The sequence below is a fragment of the Arthrobacter sp. LT660 genome (assembly GCF_056172845.1).
The window spans coordinates 2,403,383-2,424,725 of record NZ_CM149651.1; the positions used below are offsets into that span (position 1 = coordinate 2,403,383).

General features: G+C 67.8%; 20 protein-coding genes. 10 read left to right on the forward strand and 10 right to left on the reverse strand.

Annotated features, from left to right (window positions below):
• Positions 1-91: 91 nt before the first annotated feature.
• On the forward strand, positions 92-688 hold the full coding sequence (locus tag AC0QSG_RS11100; RefSeq protein WP_475375425.1) for a hypothetical protein: 597 nt from the start codon (positions 92-94) through the stop codon (positions 686-688).
• Positions 689-780: 92 nt separating this feature from the next.
• On the opposite strand, the gene AC0QSG_RS11105 is transcribed toward AC0QSG_RS11100, so the two are convergent.
• The gene (locus AC0QSG_RS11105) at positions 781-1,548 is read right to left on the reverse strand and encodes an ATP-binding protein (RefSeq protein ID WP_475375122.1); all 768 of its coding nucleotides are present in this window, start codon (positions 1,546-1,548) and stop codon (positions 781-783) included.
• A complete protein-coding gene (gene istA / locus AC0QSG_RS11110) occupies positions 1,548-3,137 on the reverse strand; it encodes an IS21 family transposase (protein ID WP_475375123.1) in 1,590 nt (529 codons plus the stop codon). Before istA ends, AC0QSG_RS11105 begins: the two co-directional genes overlap by 1 nt.
• A 639-nt stretch (positions 3,138-3,776) precedes the next feature.
• Here istA and AC0QSG_RS11115 point away from each other — a divergent pair.
• Both AC0QSG_RS11115 and AC0QSG_RS11120 read left to right on the forward strand, forming a co-directional pair.
• On the forward strand, positions 3,777-4,562 hold the full coding sequence (locus AC0QSG_RS11115; RefSeq protein ID WP_475375426.1) for an endonuclease/exonuclease/phosphatase family protein: 786 nt from the start codon (positions 3,777-3,779) through the stop codon (positions 4,560-4,562).
• Positions 4,563-4,710: 148 nt separating this feature from the next.
• Positions 4,711-6,654, forward strand: a complete 1,944-nt coding sequence (locus AC0QSG_RS11120; RefSeq protein ID WP_475375427.1) for a S8 family serine peptidase — start codon at positions 4,711-4,713, stop codon at positions 6,652-6,654.
• Between the two features lie 151 nt (positions 6,655-6,805).
• Here the strand turns inward: AC0QSG_RS11120 and AC0QSG_RS11125 are convergent, their stop codons facing one another.
• From AC0QSG_RS11125 to AC0QSG_RS11140, 4 genes are all read right to left on the reverse strand, one after another.
• Positions 6,806-7,456 (reverse strand): peptidyl-tRNA hydrolase, encoded by a 651-nt coding sequence (locus AC0QSG_RS11125; protein ID WP_435727781.1) that lies wholly within the window; start codon positions 7,454-7,456, stop codon positions 6,806-6,808.
• Between the two features lie 158 nt (positions 7,457-7,614).
• Positions 7,615-8,253 carry a LutC/YkgG family protein gene (locus tag AC0QSG_RS11130; protein WP_475375428.1) on the reverse strand — a complete coding sequence of 213 codons (639 nt, stop codon included), beginning with the start codon at positions 8,251-8,253 and terminating at the stop codon, positions 7,615-7,617.
• The gene (locus AC0QSG_RS11135) at positions 8,250-9,776 is read right to left on the reverse strand and encodes a lactate utilization protein B (protein ID WP_475375429.1); all 1,527 of its coding nucleotides are present in this window, start codon (positions 9,774-9,776) and stop codon (positions 8,250-8,252) included. The genes AC0QSG_RS11130 and AC0QSG_RS11135 overlap by 4 nt, the downstream gene beginning before the upstream one ends.
• Positions 9,773-10,573: a (Fe-S)-binding protein gene (locus tag AC0QSG_RS11140; protein ID WP_475375430.1), complete on the reverse strand. Its 801-nt coding sequence runs from the start codon at positions 10,571-10,573 to the stop codon at positions 9,773-9,775. The genes AC0QSG_RS11135 and AC0QSG_RS11140 overlap by 4 nt, the downstream gene beginning before the upstream one ends.
• 250 nt (positions 10,574-10,823) lie before the next feature.
• Here AC0QSG_RS11140 and AC0QSG_RS11145 point away from each other — a divergent pair, with 250 nt between their 5' ends.
• Both AC0QSG_RS11145 and AC0QSG_RS11150 read left to right on the forward strand, forming a co-directional pair.
• On the forward strand, positions 10,824-12,626 hold the full coding sequence (locus tag AC0QSG_RS11145) for an L-lactate permease (RefSeq protein ID WP_475375431.1): 1,803 nt from the start codon (positions 10,824-10,826) through the stop codon (positions 12,624-12,626).
• A 76-nt stretch (positions 12,627-12,702) separates the two neighbouring features.
• Positions 12,703-13,431, forward strand: coding sequence for a FadR/GntR family transcriptional regulator (locus AC0QSG_RS11150; RefSeq protein ID WP_475375432.1), 729 nt, complete (start codon positions 12,703-12,705; stop codon positions 13,429-13,431).
• A gap of 148 nt (positions 13,432-13,579) precedes the next feature.
• Here AC0QSG_RS11150 and AC0QSG_RS11155 read toward each other — a convergent pair whose 3' ends face one another.
• The gene (locus AC0QSG_RS11155; protein WP_435727787.1) at positions 13,580-14,047 is read right to left on the reverse strand and encodes an Hsp20/alpha crystallin family protein; all 468 of its coding nucleotides are present in this window, start codon (positions 14,045-14,047) and stop codon (positions 13,580-13,582) included.
• A 224-nt stretch (positions 14,048-14,271) separates the two neighbouring features.
• On the opposite strand from AC0QSG_RS11155, the gene AC0QSG_RS11160 reads away from it, so the two are divergent.
• The 3 genes from AC0QSG_RS11160 to AC0QSG_RS11170 all read left to right on the forward strand — a co-directional run bounded on the left by AC0QSG_RS11160 (position 14,272) and on the right by AC0QSG_RS11170 (position 15,857).
• On the forward strand, positions 14,272-15,135 hold the full coding sequence (locus AC0QSG_RS11160) for a fumarylacetoacetate hydrolase family protein (protein ID WP_475375433.1): 864 nt from the start codon (positions 14,272-14,274) through the stop codon (positions 15,133-15,135).
• A 4-nt stretch (positions 15,136-15,139) separates the two neighbouring features.
• Positions 15,140-15,409: a hypothetical protein gene (locus AC0QSG_RS11165; RefSeq protein WP_475375434.1), complete on the forward strand. Its 270-nt coding sequence runs from the start codon at positions 15,140-15,142 to the stop codon at positions 15,407-15,409.
• 244 nt (positions 15,410-15,653) lie between these two features.
• Complete coding sequence (locus AC0QSG_RS11170; RefSeq protein WP_435727790.1) at positions 15,654-15,857, forward strand: cold-shock protein; 204 nt, start codon at positions 15,654-15,656, stop codon at positions 15,855-15,857.
• Positions 15,858-15,954: 97 nt separating this feature from the next.
• Here AC0QSG_RS11170 and AC0QSG_RS11175 read toward each other — a convergent pair whose 3' ends face one another.
• A complete protein-coding gene (locus tag AC0QSG_RS11175) occupies positions 15,955-16,800 on the reverse strand; it encodes an HpcH/HpaI aldolase/citrate lyase family protein (protein ID WP_475375435.1) in 846 nt (281 codons plus the stop codon).
• 120 nt (positions 16,801-16,920) lie between these two features.
• Between AC0QSG_RS11175 and AC0QSG_RS11180 the strand changes: the two genes are divergently transcribed.
• Positions 16,921-17,217: a DUF503 domain-containing protein gene (locus AC0QSG_RS11180; protein WP_475377306.1), complete on the forward strand. Its 297-nt coding sequence runs from the start codon at positions 16,921-16,923 to the stop codon at positions 17,215-17,217.
• 26 nt (positions 17,218-17,243) lie between these two features.
• Here AC0QSG_RS11180 and AC0QSG_RS11185 read toward each other — a convergent pair whose 3' ends face one another.
• The gene (locus tag AC0QSG_RS11185; protein ID WP_475375436.1) at positions 17,244-18,083 is read right to left on the reverse strand and encodes a Gmad2 immunoglobulin-like domain-containing protein; all 840 of its coding nucleotides are present in this window, start codon (positions 18,081-18,083) and stop codon (positions 17,244-17,246) included.
• A gap of 274 nt (positions 18,084-18,357) precedes the next feature.
• Positions 18,358-19,536: an NAD(P)-dependent malic enzyme gene (locus AC0QSG_RS11190; protein ID WP_475375437.1), complete on the reverse strand. Its 1,179-nt coding sequence runs from the start codon at positions 19,534-19,536 to the stop codon at positions 18,358-18,360.
• Positions 19,537-19,795: 259 nt separating this feature from the next.
• Between AC0QSG_RS11190 and AC0QSG_RS11195 the strand changes: the two genes are divergently transcribed.
• Complete coding sequence (locus AC0QSG_RS11195) at positions 19,796-21,337, forward strand: glycoside hydrolase family 1 protein (protein WP_475375438.1); 1,542 nt, start codon at positions 19,796-19,798, stop codon at positions 21,335-21,337.
• Positions 21,338-21,343: the final 6 nt, after the last annotated feature.

Sequence of the window (21,343 nt, forward strand, 5' to 3'; positions counted from 1 at the left end):
ACATGAAAAAAAGATCAAGGCACGGCTGCATGGATACGATCCGGTCTACGACAGGTTGGACCGAAAGGCGCTTATTGAGCATTACGAGAAGGTGTTCGATGTTGATGAGGAAGATCTCCAGCTCGAATCACGGAGTGACCTTATCGATGCCCTTCTGGACTATGAAAGCGAGGTCTATTTCGAGACTTCCGAGGAGCCTGAGGACTATCCCCTCCGGCGCCCCGAGGAAATATGGGGCCTAGCGAGTTCCTTGAGCCGGGAAGACGGCCAGAGACTCTACTGGTGCTGGGAGGAGGATCACGAGCGTGCTGTTCGCGCGTTGGTAACGAACGTGGCCGACTACCCATGGAGTTTGATCGAGGGAATTCGAGAGAACGATCTCATCTTGACGGCACTGAATTCCACACCGCCGCTCATCGTTTCCCTCGAGGCCGCGACATCGGTGGTCAATGGCAAAGTCTTCGTAGAACGCATCGCAACATTCTCGAATCCCGTCGCCCTGGCTGAAGTCGAGAACATAATTGACGCATCCCTGCCCCGCGAATCCGCCAAGCTAGACAACGGGGTCGCAGACAAGGTGCTAAGCATCATGGCAGAGCTGACTAGCGATCCGCGACCGGTCTTTGTAGAAGCCGGAACTTGCCCACCGCTGGATTCCGCCGAGGCGACTTCGTCACTTGGCGAGTAGCGCTTGCTGGTAGCGGTAGTCCATTTAGTCGGTAGCGCGGTTCTGGCGAGGTGGTAGCGGCCCGGGCGCTGTGTACCCGGGCCGCTCCGGTGTTATTCCCAGTAGTCCTGGTGGGCGCGGGCCTGGTCGTTTTGGTGCCTTCGCATATCGATCTGGCCGAGGTTGATGATCCGGGCGTTGTTGGCGAGGCGGTTCACGATCGAGTCCGCCGCGACCCGATCGGGCAGTTCGGCGATCCAATGCGCCGGCCCGGTCTGCGAGGCGATCATCGTCGGCAGCCGGTGTTCGCGGTTCGCGAGGATCGCGAACAGGTCGCTGGCGGCGTCGCTGTCGATGCCGACGGTGAGGAAGTCGTCGATGATCAGCAGGTCGATGTTGGAGAGCTCGTTCAGCAGTTTCTGGTGGGCGATGCCGTCGCCGCGTGCGATGACGAGCCGACGGGCGAGGTCGTCCATCCGGAAGTAGAGAACCGAGTGTTCGCTCTGGCAGGCGCCGATGGCCAGCGCGCAGGCGAGGTAGGTTTTCCCGCCGCCGGTGGGCGAGATGATGAGCAGGTTCGTCGCGTCGGAGCGCCAGTCGTGGGCGGCATAGCGTCGCATCCGAATGGGGGTGATGCCGCGCCCGTCGCGGTAGTCGACCTCGGCGACGGTCGCGCCCGGGATCGGGAAGGCGGCCTGGCGGATGAGTTTGTCGACCTTGTTGATGCGCCGGGACTCAAGGGCGTCGTCGACGGCGGTTAGGAACAGCTGCTCGGGGGTGAGGGTGTCGTTGCCTTCGTCTTGGATGAGCTCTTCCAGCCGGGTCGCGACGTGGGTCACGCGCAGGGCCCGGAACTTGTCATAATCGATGCTGGTGAACATCACTTCCCCTCCTCGTCGCGTGCATAGTGGGAGGCATCGCGAACATAGACGTCTGGCATGGTGTCGCGGAAAACGACGGTGCTGACGCGTTTGCGTGTCGAGGCCGCCGGGACCTGCGGCCGAGGCTTCTTCGCGTCGCTGTCGATCGCCGCCATCAGACGTTTCAGTGTCGAGTAGGTCGGATGGGCGCTGCGGTTCACGAGTTCCTGGCAGGCCGCCTCCAGCCGTTCCCGGTTGTTTTTGCCGAGCCCGTCCAGGACGTTCTGGCAGGACAGGTAGCCCTGCGCCTCAATCACCTGGCCGTCGAGAATCTGCTCGATCACCGTGACGGTTGCCGGCCCGACGCTGCGCGCCCGATCGGTGAACCACCGCCTGGACCACAGCCCATCGATATTGCGGTGCTGCGGCGGGACATGGCCGGGCAGGGTCGAGTACTGGCCCTTTCGGCCGGTCAACCGCGGGTGTTCGCAGAGCATCTCGTGCCCATCGAAGACCGTCACCCGGGACGAGGTCAGCCTCACCCGCAACAGCTTCCCCGCCAAAGCGAACGGCACCGAATACCGCTGCGTTTCGGCGGTGACGTGGTAATTACGGCCGGCCTTCAGTTCCTTCCAGGAGACGTCTTCGAACGCAGCGTCCGGCAACGGCTCGAGGAACTCCCGTTCCTCGGTGTCGAACCTCTCCCACCTGGTCGTATCGTCAGCGCGGCGGATGTCGTGGTTGATCTCCCGCACCCGCTCCTCGATCGCAGCATTCAACTCGGCCACGGTCGTGAAGACATCGTCGTCGAGGTAACCGATGACGCGCTTGTTCACGACGTTCACCGCGTTCTCGGCTGCGGCCTTGTCACGCGGGCGCTTAACGCGTGCCGGAACGATCGCGCACTGGTAATGGTCGGCGAGCTGCTGATACCGAGTATTCACAACCCGCTCCGCGTCACCCTTGTGGACTTGGTGGGTCGAGGTCGTCGGGTTGTCCGGAACGACGATCTGCGGAACGCCGCCGAAGAACGTGAACGCCTGAACGTGAGCGTCGAGCCAGGCCGGGGACTTCATATCCGCGTAGGCGCGGCAGAAGATCACGCCCGAGAAAGGCAGCACAGCAACGAACAACACCGCCCTGACCACCTCGCCGGTGATCGTGTCAACGACGTCCATCGTGTCGCCGGCCCAGTCCACCAGCATCGCCCGGCCCGGCTCGTGCCGGAGCACCGCCACCAAATCGTGGGTGCGGAGATAATCGGTGAACAGGGCGCAGAACTGCGAATACCCGTACTTCTTGCCCGCGTCCTTGGTATCGACGTAACGGCGCCAAGCCAACAGCAGAGTGAAGTGCCGGTTCTGTTTCATCGACGCCAGCACCTGCGACAGGTCGGGCTGGACGTACTCCTCTGATACCTTCCGGCGCCCGTCGGGGAACCACTTCGCGAGCTCAGTGTCGGTGATCGCACCCACCGAAGTGACACCCCGGCCCTGGATCTCCTGCCGAACCCGGGCCACGTCGCGATGCGAGCACCCCGCGATCTCGACGACTTCGCGGTAACTCCGCCCCTCCAGCAACAGCCCCAATATTTTCCGATAGTCCACCATGAACCCGCCCTTAACAATGAAACGACAACGCCGAATGCGTTGTCCCTTCACAGCAGAGCAGTACATCAACCGCCAGCGCTACCGTGTACCCGGAAACGTGCTACCAACTCGACGGACTACCGCTACCACCAAGCGCTAGGTGCCAGTCACTTGCTGTCACAGCCCTACTCCAAGAGGGGCCAGTCGACGACATCGTCTGTGCCGCATGCGCCCGCATCGAACCACCAACCTTGGAGCCACATTTCTTCCGTCTACGCGTGGAACCACTTTTGCTGGAGATTCAGGACCACGTGGACGACATCGCCCTTCTCTGCAGCGACTGCCACCAGATTGCGCACAGGCCGTCTCTGGAGAAACTGCGGGCATTCGCTGCCGCGCCATCGTGTCCCAACTGCGGGACGCGGAATCCCAAATCAATCATCTGGGGCATGCCTGCAGGACCACCGGATGACGACAAAGAGGTTCTTGGCGGTTGCGCCCTACCTCCAGGAATCCGCCCGGAATGGAGTTGCCGGGACTGCGAAACCAACTACGTCGTCGTCGAGTTCCACGAAGGGCTTGGCGTGACCTATGTCGATAGTCACGGAACGCCTGTCGACTAGTGGTTTCGGATAGCCGGGAATGTTTGAAGGCTGACTCATGAGGATCGTCTCGTGGAACTGCGCAATGGGACTAGCCAAGAAGCGGCACCTCATCGAGGCCCTGCACCCGGACATCGCGATCCTCGCGGAGGTGTCCGAGAAGGCCATCGAAGAGTCCGTGGCTCCTTTCAAAGCCTGGGTCGGGGCCAATCCGAACAAGGGTCTGGGTGTCGTGGGCTTCGCCGACCGCACCTACGAGCGCCACGAGCCGGAACGGCAACTGCCGTGGCATATTCCGTTCACGGTCGACGGGATGAACATCATCGGCCTATGGGCGCACGTCCTCGACAAGGACCTGAAGTACGTGAGGGTCACGCACAAGATCGTCAACCACCACGAGGATTTCCTTCGGCATTCACCTTCGCTCCTTATCGGCGATTTCAACAGCAGCACCAAATGGGATCACCTGCACAAGGGACGAAACCATTCGATGCTCGTCGAGAAACTGGAACAACTTGGACTGCACAGCGCCTACCACCGCCAGGAAATCGCCGCCCAGGGAACGGAACCCCACCCGACGTTCTACTTCACGCGGAACGCCGCCAAGCCACACCATATCGACTACGCCTTCATCGGCGGCGCCACGGCCGCGGTCACCGTTGGGCACCACGTGGAGTGGCTCAGGCACAGCGACCACATGCCGCTGATCCTCGACATCGATGAACCAAGGATGCCCGACGTCGGAGCGGGCAACTTTTCTGGCCAGGCTTCCACCCCGCCAGAATCCCTTCTCGGCTCCCTGCCGCCCTCCGCAAGCGAGACGACTAGATTTGTAAAGTCATGACTTACTACATCAAATATTCTCAAGGAATGCTTTGATAAGCACTTCCTTCACGAGATAAACGGGGTTACGCTCCGTATCGGCACGCGCCGAATCCGCTTGATCACCGGTACTCCCGCGCGGGCATCACAAATCAAGAAGGAGACCATTCATGGCACGTTTCGCCACCCCCCTCACCCGAACCCTGGCCGCTTCCGCGGCCGTGGCCATCGGTTTCGCCGGCATTGGCGCCGGCGCACTCCCGGCCGCCGCGGTCCCGACCTCCGTGTCGGCCGCCAAGCCCGCACCCGCGCCGAACGGCGACTCGAAAGCCACCATCGGCTCGGTCCAACCCGGCGAAGGCTACGACCAGTTCATCGTCCAGTACAAGCGCTCCGCGAAGGCCGCGGGCAAGTCCGAACGCGCCAAGGCCTGGGGCAAGGCCGCAAAGGACGCGGGTGTTTCCGTCAAGGAACTGCGCGCCATGGCCGTCGGCGGCTTCGTGGTCAAGGCCAGCAAGGAACTCGAGGGCGCCGACGCCAAGGCCTTCATGGCTGGCATCGCGGCCTCCGGCCTCATCGAATCCATCGAGCCGGACGCGATGATGAAGATCTCGATGAGCCCGAACGACACCCGCTACGGCGAGCAGTGGCACTACAGCGGCACCAACGGCATGCGCCTGCCGGCCGCCTGGGATTCCTCCACGGGATCCGGCAGCGTCGTCGCCGTGCTCGACACCGGCATCACCGACCACTCGGACCTGAACGCCAACGTCCTGCCCGGCTACGACTTCGTCTCCAACTCCACCTCGGCGCGCGACGGCAACGGCCGCGACGCCAACCCCCTGGACCAGGGCGACTGGTACGCGGCCGGCGAATGCGGCGCCAGTACCCCGGGCAACTCCTCCTGGCACGGCACGCACGTCGCCGGAACCGTAGCTGCCGTGACCAACAACTTCAAGGGCGTTGCCGGCGTCGCTCCGGACGCCAAGGTCGTCCCGGTCCGCGTGCTCGCCAAGTGTGGCGGCAGCCTCTCCGACATCGCCGACGCGATCGTCTGGGCTGCGGGCGGATCCGTCCCCGGCGTGCCCGCGAACCCGAACCCCGCCGACACCATCAACATGTCCCTCGGCGGCGGCGGCGCGTGCGGCACCACCTACCAGAGCGCCATCAACTCCGCCGTTTCCCTCGGGACCTCGGTGGTCGTCGCCGCCGGCAACGAAAGCCAGGACGCGCTCAACGTGCGCCCGGCCAACTGCGGCAACGTGGTGGTGGTCGCCGCCAGCAACCCCTCCGGGGGCCCGACCTTCTACACGAACTACGGTTCCGCCATCGACGTGACGGCCCCGGGCGGCGACACGCGCTACGCCGGCCAGGGCGTCCTGTCCACCATAAACACCGGCACCACGACGCCGGCCAGCGAGGGCTACGCCTTCTACCAGGGCACCTCGATGGCCACCCCGCACGTCGCCGGCATGGTTGCCCTCATGAAGTCCAAGTCCCCGACGCTCACGCCCGCCCAGGTCGAGTCCGCGCTGAAGGACGGCACCCGTCCCATGCCGGCGGGCTGCAGCATCGGCTGCGGCACAGGACTGCTGGACGCCACCAAGATCATGAACGCGCTCGGCGGATCCACCCCGGAGCCGTCACCGGAGCCGAGCGGGAACCTGCTGACCAACCCGGGATTCGAGAGCGGCTCGACCGGTTGGACGGCCAACCGCGCCGACACCTTCGAGACCGGCTCCGCCGCCCGCACCGGTAGCGGTCTGGCCGGCCTGAACGGCTGGGGCAGCTCCACCACGTACACGCTGGACCAGAAGGTCGCGATCCCGTCCAACGCCACCTCCGCGGAGCTGAGGTTCCACCTGCGGGTCCTGACGAACGAGGGCACGTCCTCCTACGCCTACGACAAGTTGACCGTCCAGATTTTGGACGGCAACGGCACGTACAACATGGGCACCTGGTCCAACCTGGACGCGGGTTCGACGTACCAGGAGCGGACGGTCAACCTGAACAACTTCCGCGGCAAGACCGTCACCCTGCGGTTCAAGGGCGTCGAGGACTCCTCGTATGCGACCCTGTTCCGCATCGACGACGCATCCGTCACGGCCAACTAGCGCCCCCATCTCGTTTCGACGAAGGTAGATGTCGCTTTCGGACCAAACTCCAGCATCTACCGTCGTCGAAACGAATGGCGCCGACATCTGTCTCCGTCGAAAGCACGACGCCGGGGCGCGGCTCCGCGGTGCGGCGCACCGGCGTCGTACCCTACAGGGTGACGACGACGTAGGCCGTTGCCGAGCCCGGCGCGATCTCCGTGCGGCCCGCGTCCTGGATGACGGGCCCAGCCGCGGCGCGGGCGCCGGCCCGGAAGTCGCGGCGGACGAGATCACGGACCGACAGCGGGCACCCGGCCGCGCGCCAGGCTCGGACAGTGGCCGGATCCGCCTGAAGCAACCACGCGAACAACGCGTGGGCGGCCTGCGCGGCGGCCTTGCCGGTGGACATGTCCAGGGACGCATTGAGCGCGATCGTCACGGGCGCGTCCGGCAGCGGCGGCCCGGCGGGGAGTTGCGTGCCGGAAACCTGCAGCTTCGCGAGCGGCTTCGGGAGCCCGTCCGCGGGCATCGGACCGAGCCCGGCGGCCCGGCCCTTTCCGACCTCGGCAAGAGCGTGGTCCGGGTGCGCGGCGAGCATCTTGGCGAACGGATTCACGTCGGCCCGGCGGACGGTCTTGGCGAACGCACCCGCGGCCCACGCCTGCCAGTCGGGATTATCGAGGTCGCCGAGAAAGGCCTGCACGGAGGCGAGTGCCGCCGCGGCCACCCCCTCGGCGTGGGACGCGGGATCGGCCTTGTCGACCAACAGGATGATCGGTTGGACCAGCTCGCCGGACGCGCGTTCGGTGTATTCGCTCACCCGTCAAGGCTAGTTTGTCCGCGGTCACCGCACGGCCGCGGCCGCGCGCCTCATCCGTTTCGACGAGGGCAGATGTCGCGCCACCCCGTTTCGACGGAGGTAGATGTCGGAATTCGCCCGAAAGAGAGCATCTACCTTCGTCGAAACGGGAGAAGGGGCTAGAGGTCGCGGACTATGACCACGTCCAGTTGGCGGGGGCCGTGGACCCCCTCGACCCGCTCCAGTTCGATGTCACTCGTCGCGCTCGGCCCCGAGATCCACGTCTGCGGGCGGACCGGGTCCAGCCGCGGGAGCGCCTCGGGGAGGATCTGCACGATGGACGACGCGGGCACCACGCACACGTGCTGGTCCGGGATGAGGCTGATCGCGCGCCGCCCCTGGTTCGGGCTGCCGTCGAGCATGATCGTCCCTGATTCGGCCACGGAGACCGTGCTGGAGGTCAGCACCGCGTCCGTCCCGTCCAGTTCGGCCACGGTCAGCGGCGCGTCCACGGCATCCACGCGGCGCCGGGCGTCGTCGGCCAGGTCCGGGTGGTCCAGCCACGCGGCGTCGATCCCCGGGGGGACCACGTAGCTGCCCGCGCCGGACAGCAGTTCGGCCAGCGCCGCCGGCAGTTCCGCGGCGACGACGTTCCGGACGCTGGCCTTGTAGTCCACCAGCCGGTCGGTGTGCATCTCGATCAGCGCCTCCGCGCCCAGGTCGCCGGCCTGCCGGTTCTCCCGCGGGATGGGCGGGGCGGCCGGGGCGTCGGACAGGGCGGCGCGCAACCGGTCGAGGATCTCTTCGCGGGCGCTCATTTGCCGTTCTCCTTCGGTGCGGTCCCGCCGCCGGATGCCCCGGACGGTGGCCGGTGTTCCTTCGCCCACCAGTCGCGGAAGGCCCGGGCCGGGGGCGCCGGGATGTCCCGGCTGCCGGTCCAGCCGGCGGCGATCCCGGGCAGCCTCTTGATCTTCTTTTTCCGTCCCGCTGCCAGCCGGCCCAGGGGCAGCGCCTTCTCGAGCAGTCCCAGGTGCTTCCCGGAGGAGAACGCCCAGGAGGCTCCGGTCATCATGAGGTCCATCTGGTTGGGGATCCGGCGTTCCTTACGTTGCGCCTCGACGTCCTGCGCGCGCAGCTCCACCAGGATCTCGGGGATGTTGATCTTCACGGGGCAGGCGTCATAGCAGGCCCCGCACAGGGTGGAGGCGTAGGGCAGCGAGCCGTTCTCCTCGGACGTGATCCCGGTGAGCAGCGGCGAGAGGATCGCTCCGATCGGTCCCGGGTACGTGGAACCGTAGGCGTGCCCGCCGGTGCGCTCGTAGACCGGGCACACATTCATGCATGCGCTGCAGCGGATGCAGTGCAGCGCGGCGCGGCCCATCTTGTCCGCCAGCGCGGCGCTGCGGCCGTTGTCCAGCATGACCAGGTGCATGTCCTGAGGCCCGTCTCCGTCCGTGGTTCCGGTCCACGTGGAGGTGTACGGGTTCATCCGCTCGCCCGTGGAGGAGCGCGGGAGCAGCTGCATGAACACGCCCATGTCCTCCCACGACGGCAGCAGCTTTTCCACGCCCATCACGGTGATCAGCGTTTCCGGGAGCGTCAGGCACATCCGCCCGTTGCCCTCGGACTCGACGACGCCGAGCGTGCCGGTGTCCGCGATCGCGAAGTTCGCGCCGGAGACGGCCACGCGGGTGTCCAGGAACTTGCGGCGGAGGTACTTCCGGGCCGCGGCGGCCAGCAGCGCCGGGTCGTCGGTGAGTTCCGGGTCGACGCCGGGCATCTCGGCCAGGAAGATGTCGCGGACCTCGGTGCGGTTCTTGTGGATCGCGGGCACCAGGATGTGGCTGGGCTTGTCGTGCCCGAGCTGCACGATCAACTCCGCGAGGTCGGTCTCGAACGCGGAGATCCCCTCCGCCTCGAGGTGCTCGTTCAGCCCGATCTCCTGGGTCGCCATCGACTTGACCTTGACGACGTCGGTGGATCCGGTCGCGCGCACCAGTTCCGTCACGATGCGGTTGGCCTCGGCGGCGTCGCGCGCCCAGTGGATGGTCCCGCCGCGGGCGGTGAAGTTCGCCTCGAACTGCTCCAGCAGCTCCGGCAGCCGCGCCATCACGGCCTCCTTGGTGGCCGAACCGGCATCGCGCAACTGCTCCCAGTCGGAGAGTTCGCCGACCACCTTCAGGCGCTTGTCGCGGATGGTGTGGGTTGCGTGACGGAGGTTGGCGCGCAGCTGCGGCTTGCCGAGCTCGCGCTCGGCGGCGGCCGGGAAGGCCTCGTCGGCGTGCAGGTTGCCGGTGCCGAAGACGGGGAGCGCGGGCATGCCCAGGAACGTGCCGCTCATCGGGACGCCCCCGTCCGCACGGTGGCGCCGCCGTCGTGCGCCAACGGTGCCTCCAGCGTGCTGGCGAGGATCTCGGCGAAGTGCACGGTTCCGGCGTCGCTTCCGGTGCGCGAGAGCCCGCCGCCGATGTGCAGGAGGCAGGAGGCGTCGCCGCCGGCGCAGAGGGAGGCGCCGGTCGATTCGATCGCGGCGGCCTTGTCGACGAGCATCGCGGAGGAGACGCCGGCGTTCTTCATCGAGAACGTGCCGCCGAAGCCGCAGCACTGGTCCGCCTCGGGGAGTTCGACGACGTCGATCCCGCCCACCGTGCGCAGCAGGTCCAACTGCCGGTCGGCCAGACGGAGCAGGCGCATGCCGTGGCAGGAGGGGTGGTAGGTGACGCGGTGGGGGAAGTGCGAGCCGAGTTGCGTTGCCGCGTCCGTGACGCCGAGGACGTCGGTGAGCAGCTGGGACAGTTCGTAGGTCTTCGCTCCGACGGCGGTCGACCGGCCCTCCAGCGCCTGGTCGCCGCAGCGCCGCGCGAGCATCGGGTGCTGGTGCTTCACCGAGGCGACGCACGAGCCGGAAGGCGCGACGGCGACGTCGTACTCCATGGCCTCGAAGGCGGAGACGTGGTTGCGCACCACCGGGAGGGCCTCGTCGAAGTAGCCGCTGTTCAGGTGCATCTGCCCACAGCAGGCCTGTCCGGCGGGAAAGACGACCTCGTGGCCGAGCCGTTCGAGGATGGCCACCGTGGCCCGGGCCGTGCTCGGGTACATGGCATCGACGATGCAGGTGGCGAAGAGTGCGATTCTCATGGAGCGCCTTTCGGGGGATGGGGCTACACACGGCGCCGCCGTGTGGTCAGACCATAGTAGGCACGCCTCCGCAACGGAGTCCAATATCACAGGTCGGGCGACCTTCGCGTGACGCCCCTCACAACATGCAGTAATCCTAGGTTATGCTTCTGTGGTCGGACCATAGTGGTCCGACCATAGTCTCTTCGTCTCGGCGCGGTCATGCGGAATCCCCCACGCAGCGCAAGAATGGTCAGAGAGGACCAGAAACATGGACAACCTAGCCGTACTCGCGCTTCTTGCGCTCTCGCCGATCCTTGTGGTGGGCGTGCTTCTTGCCGGCTTTCGCTGGCCGGCCAAGTACGCCATGCCTGTGGGCTACGCCGTCGCCGTAATGGTGGCGCTGCTGGTGTGGAAGATGGACTTCAGCGGCGTGCTCGCCGCGTCGCTCGAGGGCCTCGTGGTCGCCGGCACCATGCTCTACATCGTGTTCGGCGCGCTGCTCCTCCTCTCGACGCTGACGGTGGGCGGCGCGATGTCCACCATCCGCGCCGGATTCAACAACATCTCCCCGGACCGCCGTATCCAGGCCATCATCATCGGCTGGCTTTTCGGGAGCTTCATCGAGGGAGCCTCCGGCTTCGGCACCACCGCCGCCGTCGTCGCCCCGTTGCTACTGGCGATGGGCTTCCCGGCCATGGCCGCCGTCATGGTGGGCCTGATCGTGCAGAGCACCCCGGTGAGCTTCGGCGCCGTGGGCACGCCCATCCTCATCGGGGTCAACCAGGGACTCGGCGGCGACCCAGCCGTCGCGGAGCGCGTCAACCTGCTCGGCCTGACCATGCCCGAATTCGTCAATGCGATCGGGTTCCAGGTCGCGGCAATCCACGCCGTCATCGGGCTGCTCATCCCGCTGCTCCTCGTCTGCATGCTCACGGGGTTCTTCGGCCCCGAGCGGCGCTTCCGGGACGGCCTGGCCATCTGGCCGTTCGCGCTCTACGCGTCCGTCGCCATGACCATCCCCTCGGTGCTTACCGCCCGGTTCCTGGGCCCGGAGTTCCCGTCGCTGTTCGGCGGACTCGCGGGCCTGGCCCTGGTGATGTTCACGTCCAGCCGCGGGTTCCTGATGCCCAAGGACACCTTCGACTTCGGGCCGGCTTCGGGCTGGGAGGCACGCTGGACCGGCACGCTGGAACCGGCGAAGGCCGCAGACATGTCCGCCCCGATGAGCACGGTCCGGGCCTGGGCTCCGTACGTCCTGATGGGCGTGCTGCTCGTTGCCTCCCGCGTCATTCCGGACCTCAAGGGTTTCCTCACCGGCCTCGCCATCCCCGTCGAGAACATCCTGGGGACGGGTATCACCACCACCGTGCAACCGTTCTACCTCCCGGGATTCATGCTCATTCTCGCCTCGGTGTTCGGTTTCATCCTGCACCGGATGAACGGGACGCAGATCGCCCGCGCGTTCAAGGTCTCCGCGGGACAACTGTTCGGCACCGCCGTCGCACTGCTCTTCGCACTTCCCCTGGTCCGCATCCTCATCCAGTCGGGCCCGGAACTCAACGCCTCGGGCCTCTCCAGCATGCCGGTCACGCTGGCGGAGGCCGCGGCCGCGGTCTCCGGAGGGGCCTGGCCAGCGATCGCGCCGTGGGTGGGTGCCCTCGGCGCCTTCGTCGCCGGATCCAACACTGTGTCCAACCTGACCTTTGCGCAGTTCCAGTTCTCCACCGGCGCCCAGATCGGCGTTCCCCCGGAGACGGTCGTCGCGGCGCAGGCAGTGGGCGGGGCGGGCGGCAACCCGATCTCCATCCACAACATCGTCGCCGCCTCCGCGACCGTCGGGATGCTGGGCCGGGAGGGCGACCTGCTGCGCAAGACCATCATCGTCACCACCTACTACTGCCTGGCCGCCGGTACGCTGGCACTACTCGTTATCCACGGGCTGGGCCTGAACCTCGGAACGGTCATGCTGGTCCTGCTGCTCGCGGGCATCACGCTGGCGATCCGGTGGATGCTCAACCAGAAGCCCCACCTTGCCGTCCCGAGGTCCGCCGGCCGGGCGTCCGGAGACTGATCCCGTGCCACGCAGCGAGGGGCGGGCGCACTCGTTCCCGGCGCCCCCGCCCCTTGTTACGTGGGAAGATGAATCGGTGAACAGCAAGCCCCCCAGACCCCCCAGCCCGCGGGCCTACGAAACCGTGCTCGAGGCGATCGAGGCGGAACTGCGCTCGGGTTCGCTGAAGCTAGGCGACCAGCTTCCGGGCGAGCGGGCCCTTGCCGAGACGCATGGGCTCTCGCGGGCGTCGGTTCGAGACGCCATCCGCATCCTGGACGTGCTCGGCGTCGTGCGCACCTCCACCGGGTCCGGCCCGAACGCCGGGGCGGTCATCGTGTCCCGGCCGGCCGCCGGGTTGGCCGCCGCTCTGCGGCTGCACGTCGCCACCCGCCAGCTGACGGTCGCCGAGATCGTCCAGACCCGCATCCTGCTGGAAACCGGTGCTGCGGAGGCCACGAAGATCGACCCGGAAAACGACGCCACACGCGCGAAACTCGCCGTGGCCGCGGATTTGCTCGAGCAGATGGACGACCCGGCGCTCGGCCGGTCGGATTTCCACGCCCTCGACGCCCGTTTCCACGTCCTGCTTTCTTCACTGGCCGGGAACGCGGTAATCGAGGCGATGATGGAGTCGCTGCGGCTGTCGATCAGCGACTACGTGGCCGAGTCGATCCGCAGCGACGAGGACTGGGAACCGGTCGCGGGCGTGCTGCGCACCCAGCACCACGGCATCCTCGGGGCGGTCTCGGCCGGGGAAGGCCAGCGCGCCTCGAAGCTGCTGCGCGAGCACATCGAATGGTTCTACGCGGAGACCCAGGGCTAGCCGCCACCGCGACGCCTTCTTTCGACGAAGCCAGATGTCCCCCACCCCCGTTTCGACGAGGGTAGATGTCCGAATCCGGGCGGAAACCGACATCTACCTCAGTCGAAACGCAAGGGTGGGGCATCTGGCTTCGGCGAGATCCGGAGGCCTACTGCCCCACGGCCCCCTGTCCGCCGGGGGCCGAGGTCGCCTCGCCCTCGATCTGGTCGGCGCCGTTGTCCCGGCTGCCCGTCTCGACGGCGATCTTGCGCGGCTTCGCGCTCTCGCGCACCGGGATGGTGAGCATCAGGACGCCGTTGTTGTAGTGCGCCGTGATCGCCTCGATGTTGATGCCCTGGCCCAGGTTGAGCTGGCGGACGAAGCTGCCGCCGCGGCGTTCGCGGGTCAGCCACTTCACGCCTTCCTGCTCGCCCAGCGTGCGCTCGGCGCGGATGGTCAGCAGCTGGCCGTCGACGTCGATGTCCACCGATCCCGGATCGATGCCCGGCAGGTCGGCGCTGAGGATGTAGTGGTCGCCCTGGCGGTAGAGGTCCATGGGCACGTCGCGCAGGCGGTTGTCGAACAGCGCGCCGGCCACGCGGTCGAGCTCGCGGAACGGATCGAATGTGTTTGCCATGATGATCAACTCCTTCGTGGGGCACCACCCCGGTGCCGTGTTTCTCGTGTTGTGGGGGTCGATCGACGGTCCTCAAACTTGAGTGCCATCCGCTCAACCCACGATTAAATTAGCACTCTCCGCCGCGGAGTGCCAGTCCCTTTTTGGCTCATTTCTCCCACGGCGAACGACGCATTTCCACCCCCGTGCCCACAGGCTCCGCGCCCCTGTGGTGGGATGGTCCCATGAGACTCGCCACCCTTCGCCACCCGGAATCCGGCGGAACATTCGCCGCCCTCATCGACGGCTCCGCCGCCGTCGAAATAGAGGGGTTCGACGACGTCGGCGCCCTCCTGGCCGCGCCGGCCGCGGAGCGCGAGTCCGCGCTGGACGCGGCCAAGGCAAACGGCGCAAGGCACGACGCCGGCGCCGCCACCTTCGCGACGCTGATCCCCGCCCCGGCCAAGGTCTTCTGCATCGGCCTGAACTACCGCAACCACATCGCGGAAACCGGCAACGAGACCCCGAAGTTCCCGACCGTCTTCACGAAGTTCGCCGAATCCCTCACCGGCCCCACGGACGAGATCGAAATCCCCGCGGAGGACCACCGGATCGACTGGGAGGGCGAACTCGCCATCGTCATCGGCGCGGCCGGCCGGCGAATCCCGGAGGAGGACGCCGAACGGCACATCGCCGGCTACGCGGTGTCCAACGACGTCTCGATGCGCGGCTGGCAGGGCCGCACGCCGGAGTGGACCCAGGGCAAGTGCTGGGAGGCGGCCAGCCCGGTCGGCCCCTACCTCGTGACCCCGGACGAGTTCACCCCCGGCGCCCGAATCACCACCCGCGTCAACGGCGAGGTGGTGCAGCAGGATTCGACGGCGGACCTGGTCTTCTCCCCCGCCGCGCTGGTCGCGTACCTCTCCACGATGGTGACGCTGCGCCCCGGCGACCTGATCCTCACGGGCACCCCGGCCGGCGTCGCCTTGGGCCGGCGCAACGAGCGCGGCCGCCACCCCTGGCTGAAGGCCGGCGACGTCCTGGAGACGGAGATCGAGGGCCTCGGCGCCCAGCGCAACGTCCTGGTCGCGGCGCCCGACGGACACTAGGTACGTGGACCTGGCCGCGGTTGCCGCCGAACTCTTCGGGTCCATGCCCGGCGGGTTCGTCGCCGCGCGGACGGCGGCCGCCAAGGCCGAGCCGGACAAGGTCACCGGCAAGGCCATCCTCGCGCTGCCGAAGCCGTCGACCGCCGCGTGGCTGGTCAACATGCTGGTCCGCCACCGCCGCACGCACGGGAGACCCGACGCGAGGCCGACGCGGTGGAGCGGCGCGCGGAATGGGCCGCATCGCCGTCGTCCGCCCCCTCGCCCGACGTCATAGACGCACCAAGGCACGTCACATCCGGCAACGCGGCACCGCGCCGCGGCCGGAAAAACGTTCCGATTTCACCGAAATCCACCCGCAACCGGGACAAATGTGAACTTTCAGCGTCCTGCGGGAAACCAATACCCCGTATCGCTTGCCACACCGTCCACGTCACCATACGTTTAGGGGAGGGACCCAGCGATGCTGCGAGGCTCCCTGATCGACGATCGCAGCTGTACGCAATATCGAAGGAAGCATCATGGCAACAGGCACCGTTAAGTGGTTCAACGCAGAAAAGGGCTTCGGATTCATCGAGCCGAACGATGGATCGGCGGACGTTTTCGCTCACTTTTCCGCAATCGCGAGCAGCGGCTACCGCTCGCTCGACGAGAACCAGAAGGTCGAATACGACGTCGTGCAGGGTCCCAAGGGTCTGCAGGCAGAGAACATTCGCCCGCTGTAACCCCATAGCTTCACCCGCCGTCAGGCGAGGTTGAACGACGAAAGGCCCCGGAAGCGCCATACGGCGCAACCGGGGCCTTTCCGTTTGTCCGAAAGGCCTAGGCGTTCCAGAGCCCGTAGGAGTCCGCGAGGTCCGCGATCTTCTGCGCGCGGGCCAGCCGCGGGAGGTAGGAGCCGTCGCCGATGGAGGCGCCGGCGGCGTGCGCGGAGAGCATGTCGTGGGCCCAGCTGAGCTCGTCGGTGCTCGGGGACAGGCCGGTGTTGACGTCCTCGACCTGGTTCGCGGAGAGGCAGAGCTTGCCGGTCATGCCCATCGACGCCGTGGTCTGGCAGGCGGCGTGGACCTCTCCCCCGGTCGCGCCGGGAGTGGCCGGGCCGTCGATGGCGCCCGGGAGCTGGCCGACGCGGGAGGCGACCACCAGTTTGCCGCGCGCGTACGCCAGGGCCAGGGGGTCCTCGGAGACGCCGGTGTCCTTGCGGAAGTCGTTGGTGCCGAAGGCCAGCCGGAACGTGCCCGGGGCGGAGGCGATCGCCGTCGCGTTCTCGATGCCGATGGCGGATTCGATCAGCGCGAGCACCGGCGTGCCGGCCTGCAGGCGCATGGCCGTGTAGGTCACCTGTTCCGGCTTCTCCGTCATGGCCAGCATGACGCCGCGCAGGCCCTTGGCCTTGGAGAGGGCTGCGAGGTCGTCGGCCCAGAATTCGGTTTCGAGGCCGTTGACGCGCACCCAGGCGGTCATTCCGGAGTTCAGGGCGTGCACGACGGCGTCGCGCGCCTCGGTCTTCTGCGCCTCCGGGACCGCGGCCTCCATGTCGAAGATGACCGAGTCCGCTTCGGAGGCGAGCGCGGGCGCGTACAGTTCCGGCTTCGCGGCGTTCACCAGAAGCCACGAGCGGGAAAGCTTGGCGGGCAGCGATGCCGCGCGTCGGTTGCGAAGGGACATGCCCCCAGCCTACTCACTCCGCCTTGGGGCGTTCCACCGAGTGTCCCGCCATACGCGTCCTGACTTGCCTCTTCACGCCCTACAGGTGCCCCAGGCCACATGAGGGTGGATGATGAAACCATGTGGTTCGGCTGGATCGAGTTCGATGTCCTCCTCGGCGACGTGCATTCGCTCAAGGAGAAGCGGGCCGCCGTGCGCCCGATCATCTCCGAGGTGCGGCGCCGCTTCGAGGTCTCGGCCGCCGAGACGGGGCACCTGGACCTCCACCGGCGCGCGGGGATCTCCGCGGCCGTCGTCGCCGCGGACCGCGCGCACGTGGTGGAGGTGCTCGACGCCGTCGAGCGCCTCGTCGCGTACCGTCCCGAAGTCGAGCTGCTCAGCGCGCGGAGGCGGATCGGTTCGTCCAAGGACGAATAGGCGGGGACGGATAGGCGGCGCCGCCGCTACGGCTGCGGGGCGAACCCGACCGGAACCACGGTGACCGTCCACACGCTGCCGTCCTTGGCGCTGGTTTCGAAGAGCACCAGCGCGCCGCCTCCGGAACCGGGGTTGTCCCATTCGACGTTCCCGCTGAACGGCCCCATGTCCGGCCCGGATCCACCCATCACGATCCCGGTCCCGAGCGGCTCGTCCCTGCCGTGGGCTCGGACCGCAACCTCGACGGTGGCCTCGAACGCGCGCGAGGAACCGGACAGCGTGACAGGCGAGACGATCTGCTCGCCTGCAGCGGGCGATTCCAGTTGGATTTCCGTGCTCATCGCCCCGAGGGCGTACCAGTTGCCGTCGGACAGTTGCCGCAGCAGCACGGTGGTCACCGCGCCGTCCGCGACCGCGCGGACCTCCAGTTCGCCGGAGCGCGAATCGCCCTGCATGAACTCGCCGTAGACGGGATCGGTGTACCCCGCGAGCTCCTCGGCGAAGCCGGCGGCGGCCTCCTCCGGGTCGCCGTACCGCAGGGTGCCGTCCGGATCGGGCCAGACCACCGTGGCCGCCTCGGCGGCGGGCAACGACGGCGCGGTGCCCGGAAGGTCGGAGGCGGACGCCGTCCGCGACGGGGTCGGCGACTGGCTTTGCGAGGGGGTCGGCGTCGCGGAACCGCCCGCGGAGGTGGGAGCCGCGCTCGAGTCCGGGGGCGGCGTCGTACCAGGGGTTCCGGCGTCCGGTCCGCCCGCCTGCTGCATCAGCAGGACCGCCACCCAGACCAGGGCGGCCACCAGCGCCGCCGCAAGCAGTGCGACGGCTGTCTTCCGGCCACGGCCGGTGGGGGTTGCGTTCTCGCTCATGACGGCACCGTAACCGCTCCCCGTTCGCGCAAACGAGAACGGACAGGGAGCGGTTCGGTGACGTTTCGGCGCGCTCCTGGGCCGTCTCCCGCGGATGAGATCGGCGCACCGCCGTACAGCCGGCGCCACATTGGGCCGCGTCATGCCCCCGCGCGCGGGACCAGCCCGCCCAGGTGCGCTGCCTTTCGCGGAATCGCGGCGCACGCGGGCTCAGGCACCACGCAGCGGGCACCTGCGCAGCTCCAATGTGGCGCCGGCTACCGCGGGAGGCCGGTTACCCCCGGGAGGCCTCGCCCACGGCCTTCGCCACGGCCTCGGCCACGCGCGGATCCAGCGGCGACGGCACGATGAAGTCCGCGCTGAGGTCCTCCTCGGCCAGCGCCGCGATGGCGTGGGCCGCGGCGATCTTCATCTCCGGCGTGATGCGGCGCGCGCCGGCGTCGAGCGCGCCGCGGAAGATGCCCGGGAACGCCAGCACGTTGTTGATCTGGTTCGGGAAGTCTGAACGCCCCGTGGCGACGACCGCCGCGTACTTGGCCGCGACGTCGGGCAGGACCTCCGGGTCCGGGTTGGAGAGCGCGAAGATGATGGCGTCCTCGTTCATCCCCGCCAGGTCCTCCTCCGCGACCTTCGAGGAGGAGACGCCCACCAGAACGTCCGCGCCGTCAAGCGCCTGGCGGATGCCGCCCATGATGTCGTTCTTGTTGGTCTTGGCGGCGTACTTCGCCTTGATGGCGTTCAGGTCGTCGCGCTCGCGGTTGATGGTGCCGCGCGAATCCACCAGCACCACGTCGCCGACGCCCGCGTTGACGAGGATCTCGGCGATCGCGATGCCAGCGGCGCCCGCACCGCTGACGACGACGCGCAGGTCGCCGAACGCGCGCCCGGTCACCTTCGCGGCGTTGGTGAGGGCGGCCAGGACGACGACGGCGGTGCCGTGTTGGTCGTCGTGCATCACCGGGCAGTCGAGCGCCTCGATCAGGCGCTCCTCCAGCTCGAAGCAGCGCGGCGCGGCGATGTCCTCGAGGTTCACGGCGCCGTAGCTCGGGCGCAGCCGCACCAGGGTCTCGATGATCTCGTCGACGTTGGTCGTGTCCAGCACGAGCGGGATGGAGTTCAACCCGCCGAAGGTCTTGAAGAGGGCGGACTTGCCCTCCATGACGGGCAGCGACGCGGCGGGGCCGATGTCGCCGAGGCCGAGGACGGCGGTGCCGTCGGAGACCACCACGACCAGGCGCGAGGCCCAGGTGTGGGTGGCGGCCTTGGCGGGATCCTCGGCGATGGCGCGGGACATCTGGGCGACGCCGGGCGTGTACGCGATGGACAGGGCGCGCTTGGAATCCAGCGGCATGGTGCACTCGACGGAAAGCTTGCCGCCCTCGTGGGAGGCGAAGATCTCCTCCCCGGTGATGGGGGAGACGGCGTTTTGGGGGTCGGTCGCAGTGGTGGGCATCTTTGCTCCTGAGGAAAGTCTCTGATCGGTCAGCGGGCGCGGCGCGGGTTCCGCGGGAACATCGCGGCCCGGGGTGGGGCGGCGGGATTCCTGCCTCGCTCTGCGGATGACGGCCAAGGGTGGTGGCGCGCACCTTCGCAGTGGTCAGTACTTTCTTTAGACCTCGTTTCCACGGTACGGCATCGGCGGTGGCCGCGTCATGTCGAATGCCCGAAAACGTCCCGGTCCAAAATCGCGCCGGACGGCGCACAATATCCCTATGACATTCCAACCCCCGGGTCCGGACGCCCTGGGTCCCGACCACGTAGACCTCAGCATCTCCGCCCGCGTGCTGGCCGGCAGGCTGCCCCCGGGCTTCGTTCTCGGCGCCGCGACGGCCGCCTACCAGGTGGAGGGAGCCGTCCGCGAAGACGGCCGCGGACCCAGCGTCTGGGACACCTGGGTGGCGGGCAAGGAGGCCGCCGTCGACGGCTCGACCGCCGACGTCTCCACCGACCACTACCACCGGATGCCGGAGGACGTCGCGCTGATGGCCGGACTGGGCCTGGACGCGTACCGTTTCTCCACGGCGTGGCCACGGATCTTCCCCGATGCCTCCGGCGTCCCGAACCGCCGCGGCCTGGACTTCTACCACCGCCTGCTGGACCAGTTGGACGCGCGTGGGATCGCCCCGATGCTGACGCTTTTCCACTGGGACACGCCCCAGTACATAGAGGACGACGGCGGGTGGATGGAACGCGACGCGGCGTACCGGTTCGCCGACTACGCCGCGGTCATGGGCCGCGAGTTCGGCGACCGGGTCCGCTGGTGGTGCACGGTCAACGAACCGGCCACGGTGGCCGGGAACGGCTACGGCTCGGCGCTCCACGCGCCGGCGGGGAACGCCGGCGTCAAGTCGCTGCGGGCCGTGCACCACCTCCTGCTGGGCCACGGCCTGGCTACCCAGGCGCTCCGGGCCGAGGGTGTGGCGGGAGGGATCGGCATGTCCAACGTCCACTCGCCCAGCGAGCCGGCCGATCCGACCAGCCTGTTGGACCGGACCGTGGCGGACCTCGTGGACACCGCCTACAACCGGCTATTCGCCGATCCGGTGTTCCTGGGGACCTACCCGGCGGCGGTCCAGGCGGCCGCCCGCTTCGCCGGCCTGAGGATCCGCGACGGGGACCTGACGACCATCAACCAGCCGTTGGATTTCTACGGGCTCAACTACTACATGCCCACTCTCGTCGCCTCCGGACCGGGCGAGGAGGGTCCGCTGCCGGCGTCGTTGGTGTTGCCCACCGGCGGGGAGCCCGAGGAGGCCGCCACCCCGTTCCACGTAGTCGAATGGCCCGGCGCCGAGCTCACCGCGTACGGCTGGCCCATAGTCCCCGGGCACCTCGGCGTCATGCTGGGGCGGATGCGCGATCGGTACCCGAACATGCCCCCGGTCTTCATCACGGAGGGCGGCGTGAGTTTCGAGGAGGCGCCGGAACTCGACCCGGCGACCGGCGTCGTGCAGGTCCAGGACACCGCCCGCGCCCACTACCTGCGGGAGCACGTGACCGCCGCCCTGGACGCGGTGAAGCCGGGCGGACCGGCCGCCGGGATGGACCTGCGCGGGTACTTCGTCTGGACGCTGATGGACAACTGGGAGTGGGCGGCGGGGTACCGGCAGACGTTCGGGCTGGTGCACGTGGACCGCGAGACCCTGAACCGCACGCCCAAGGCGTCCTACCACTGGCTGGCGAAGGTGATCGCACACCGTGCGGGGCTGCCCGAAGAGGACGGTGCGGTGGAATCCGACGTCGTCGGGGCATGATGGTGC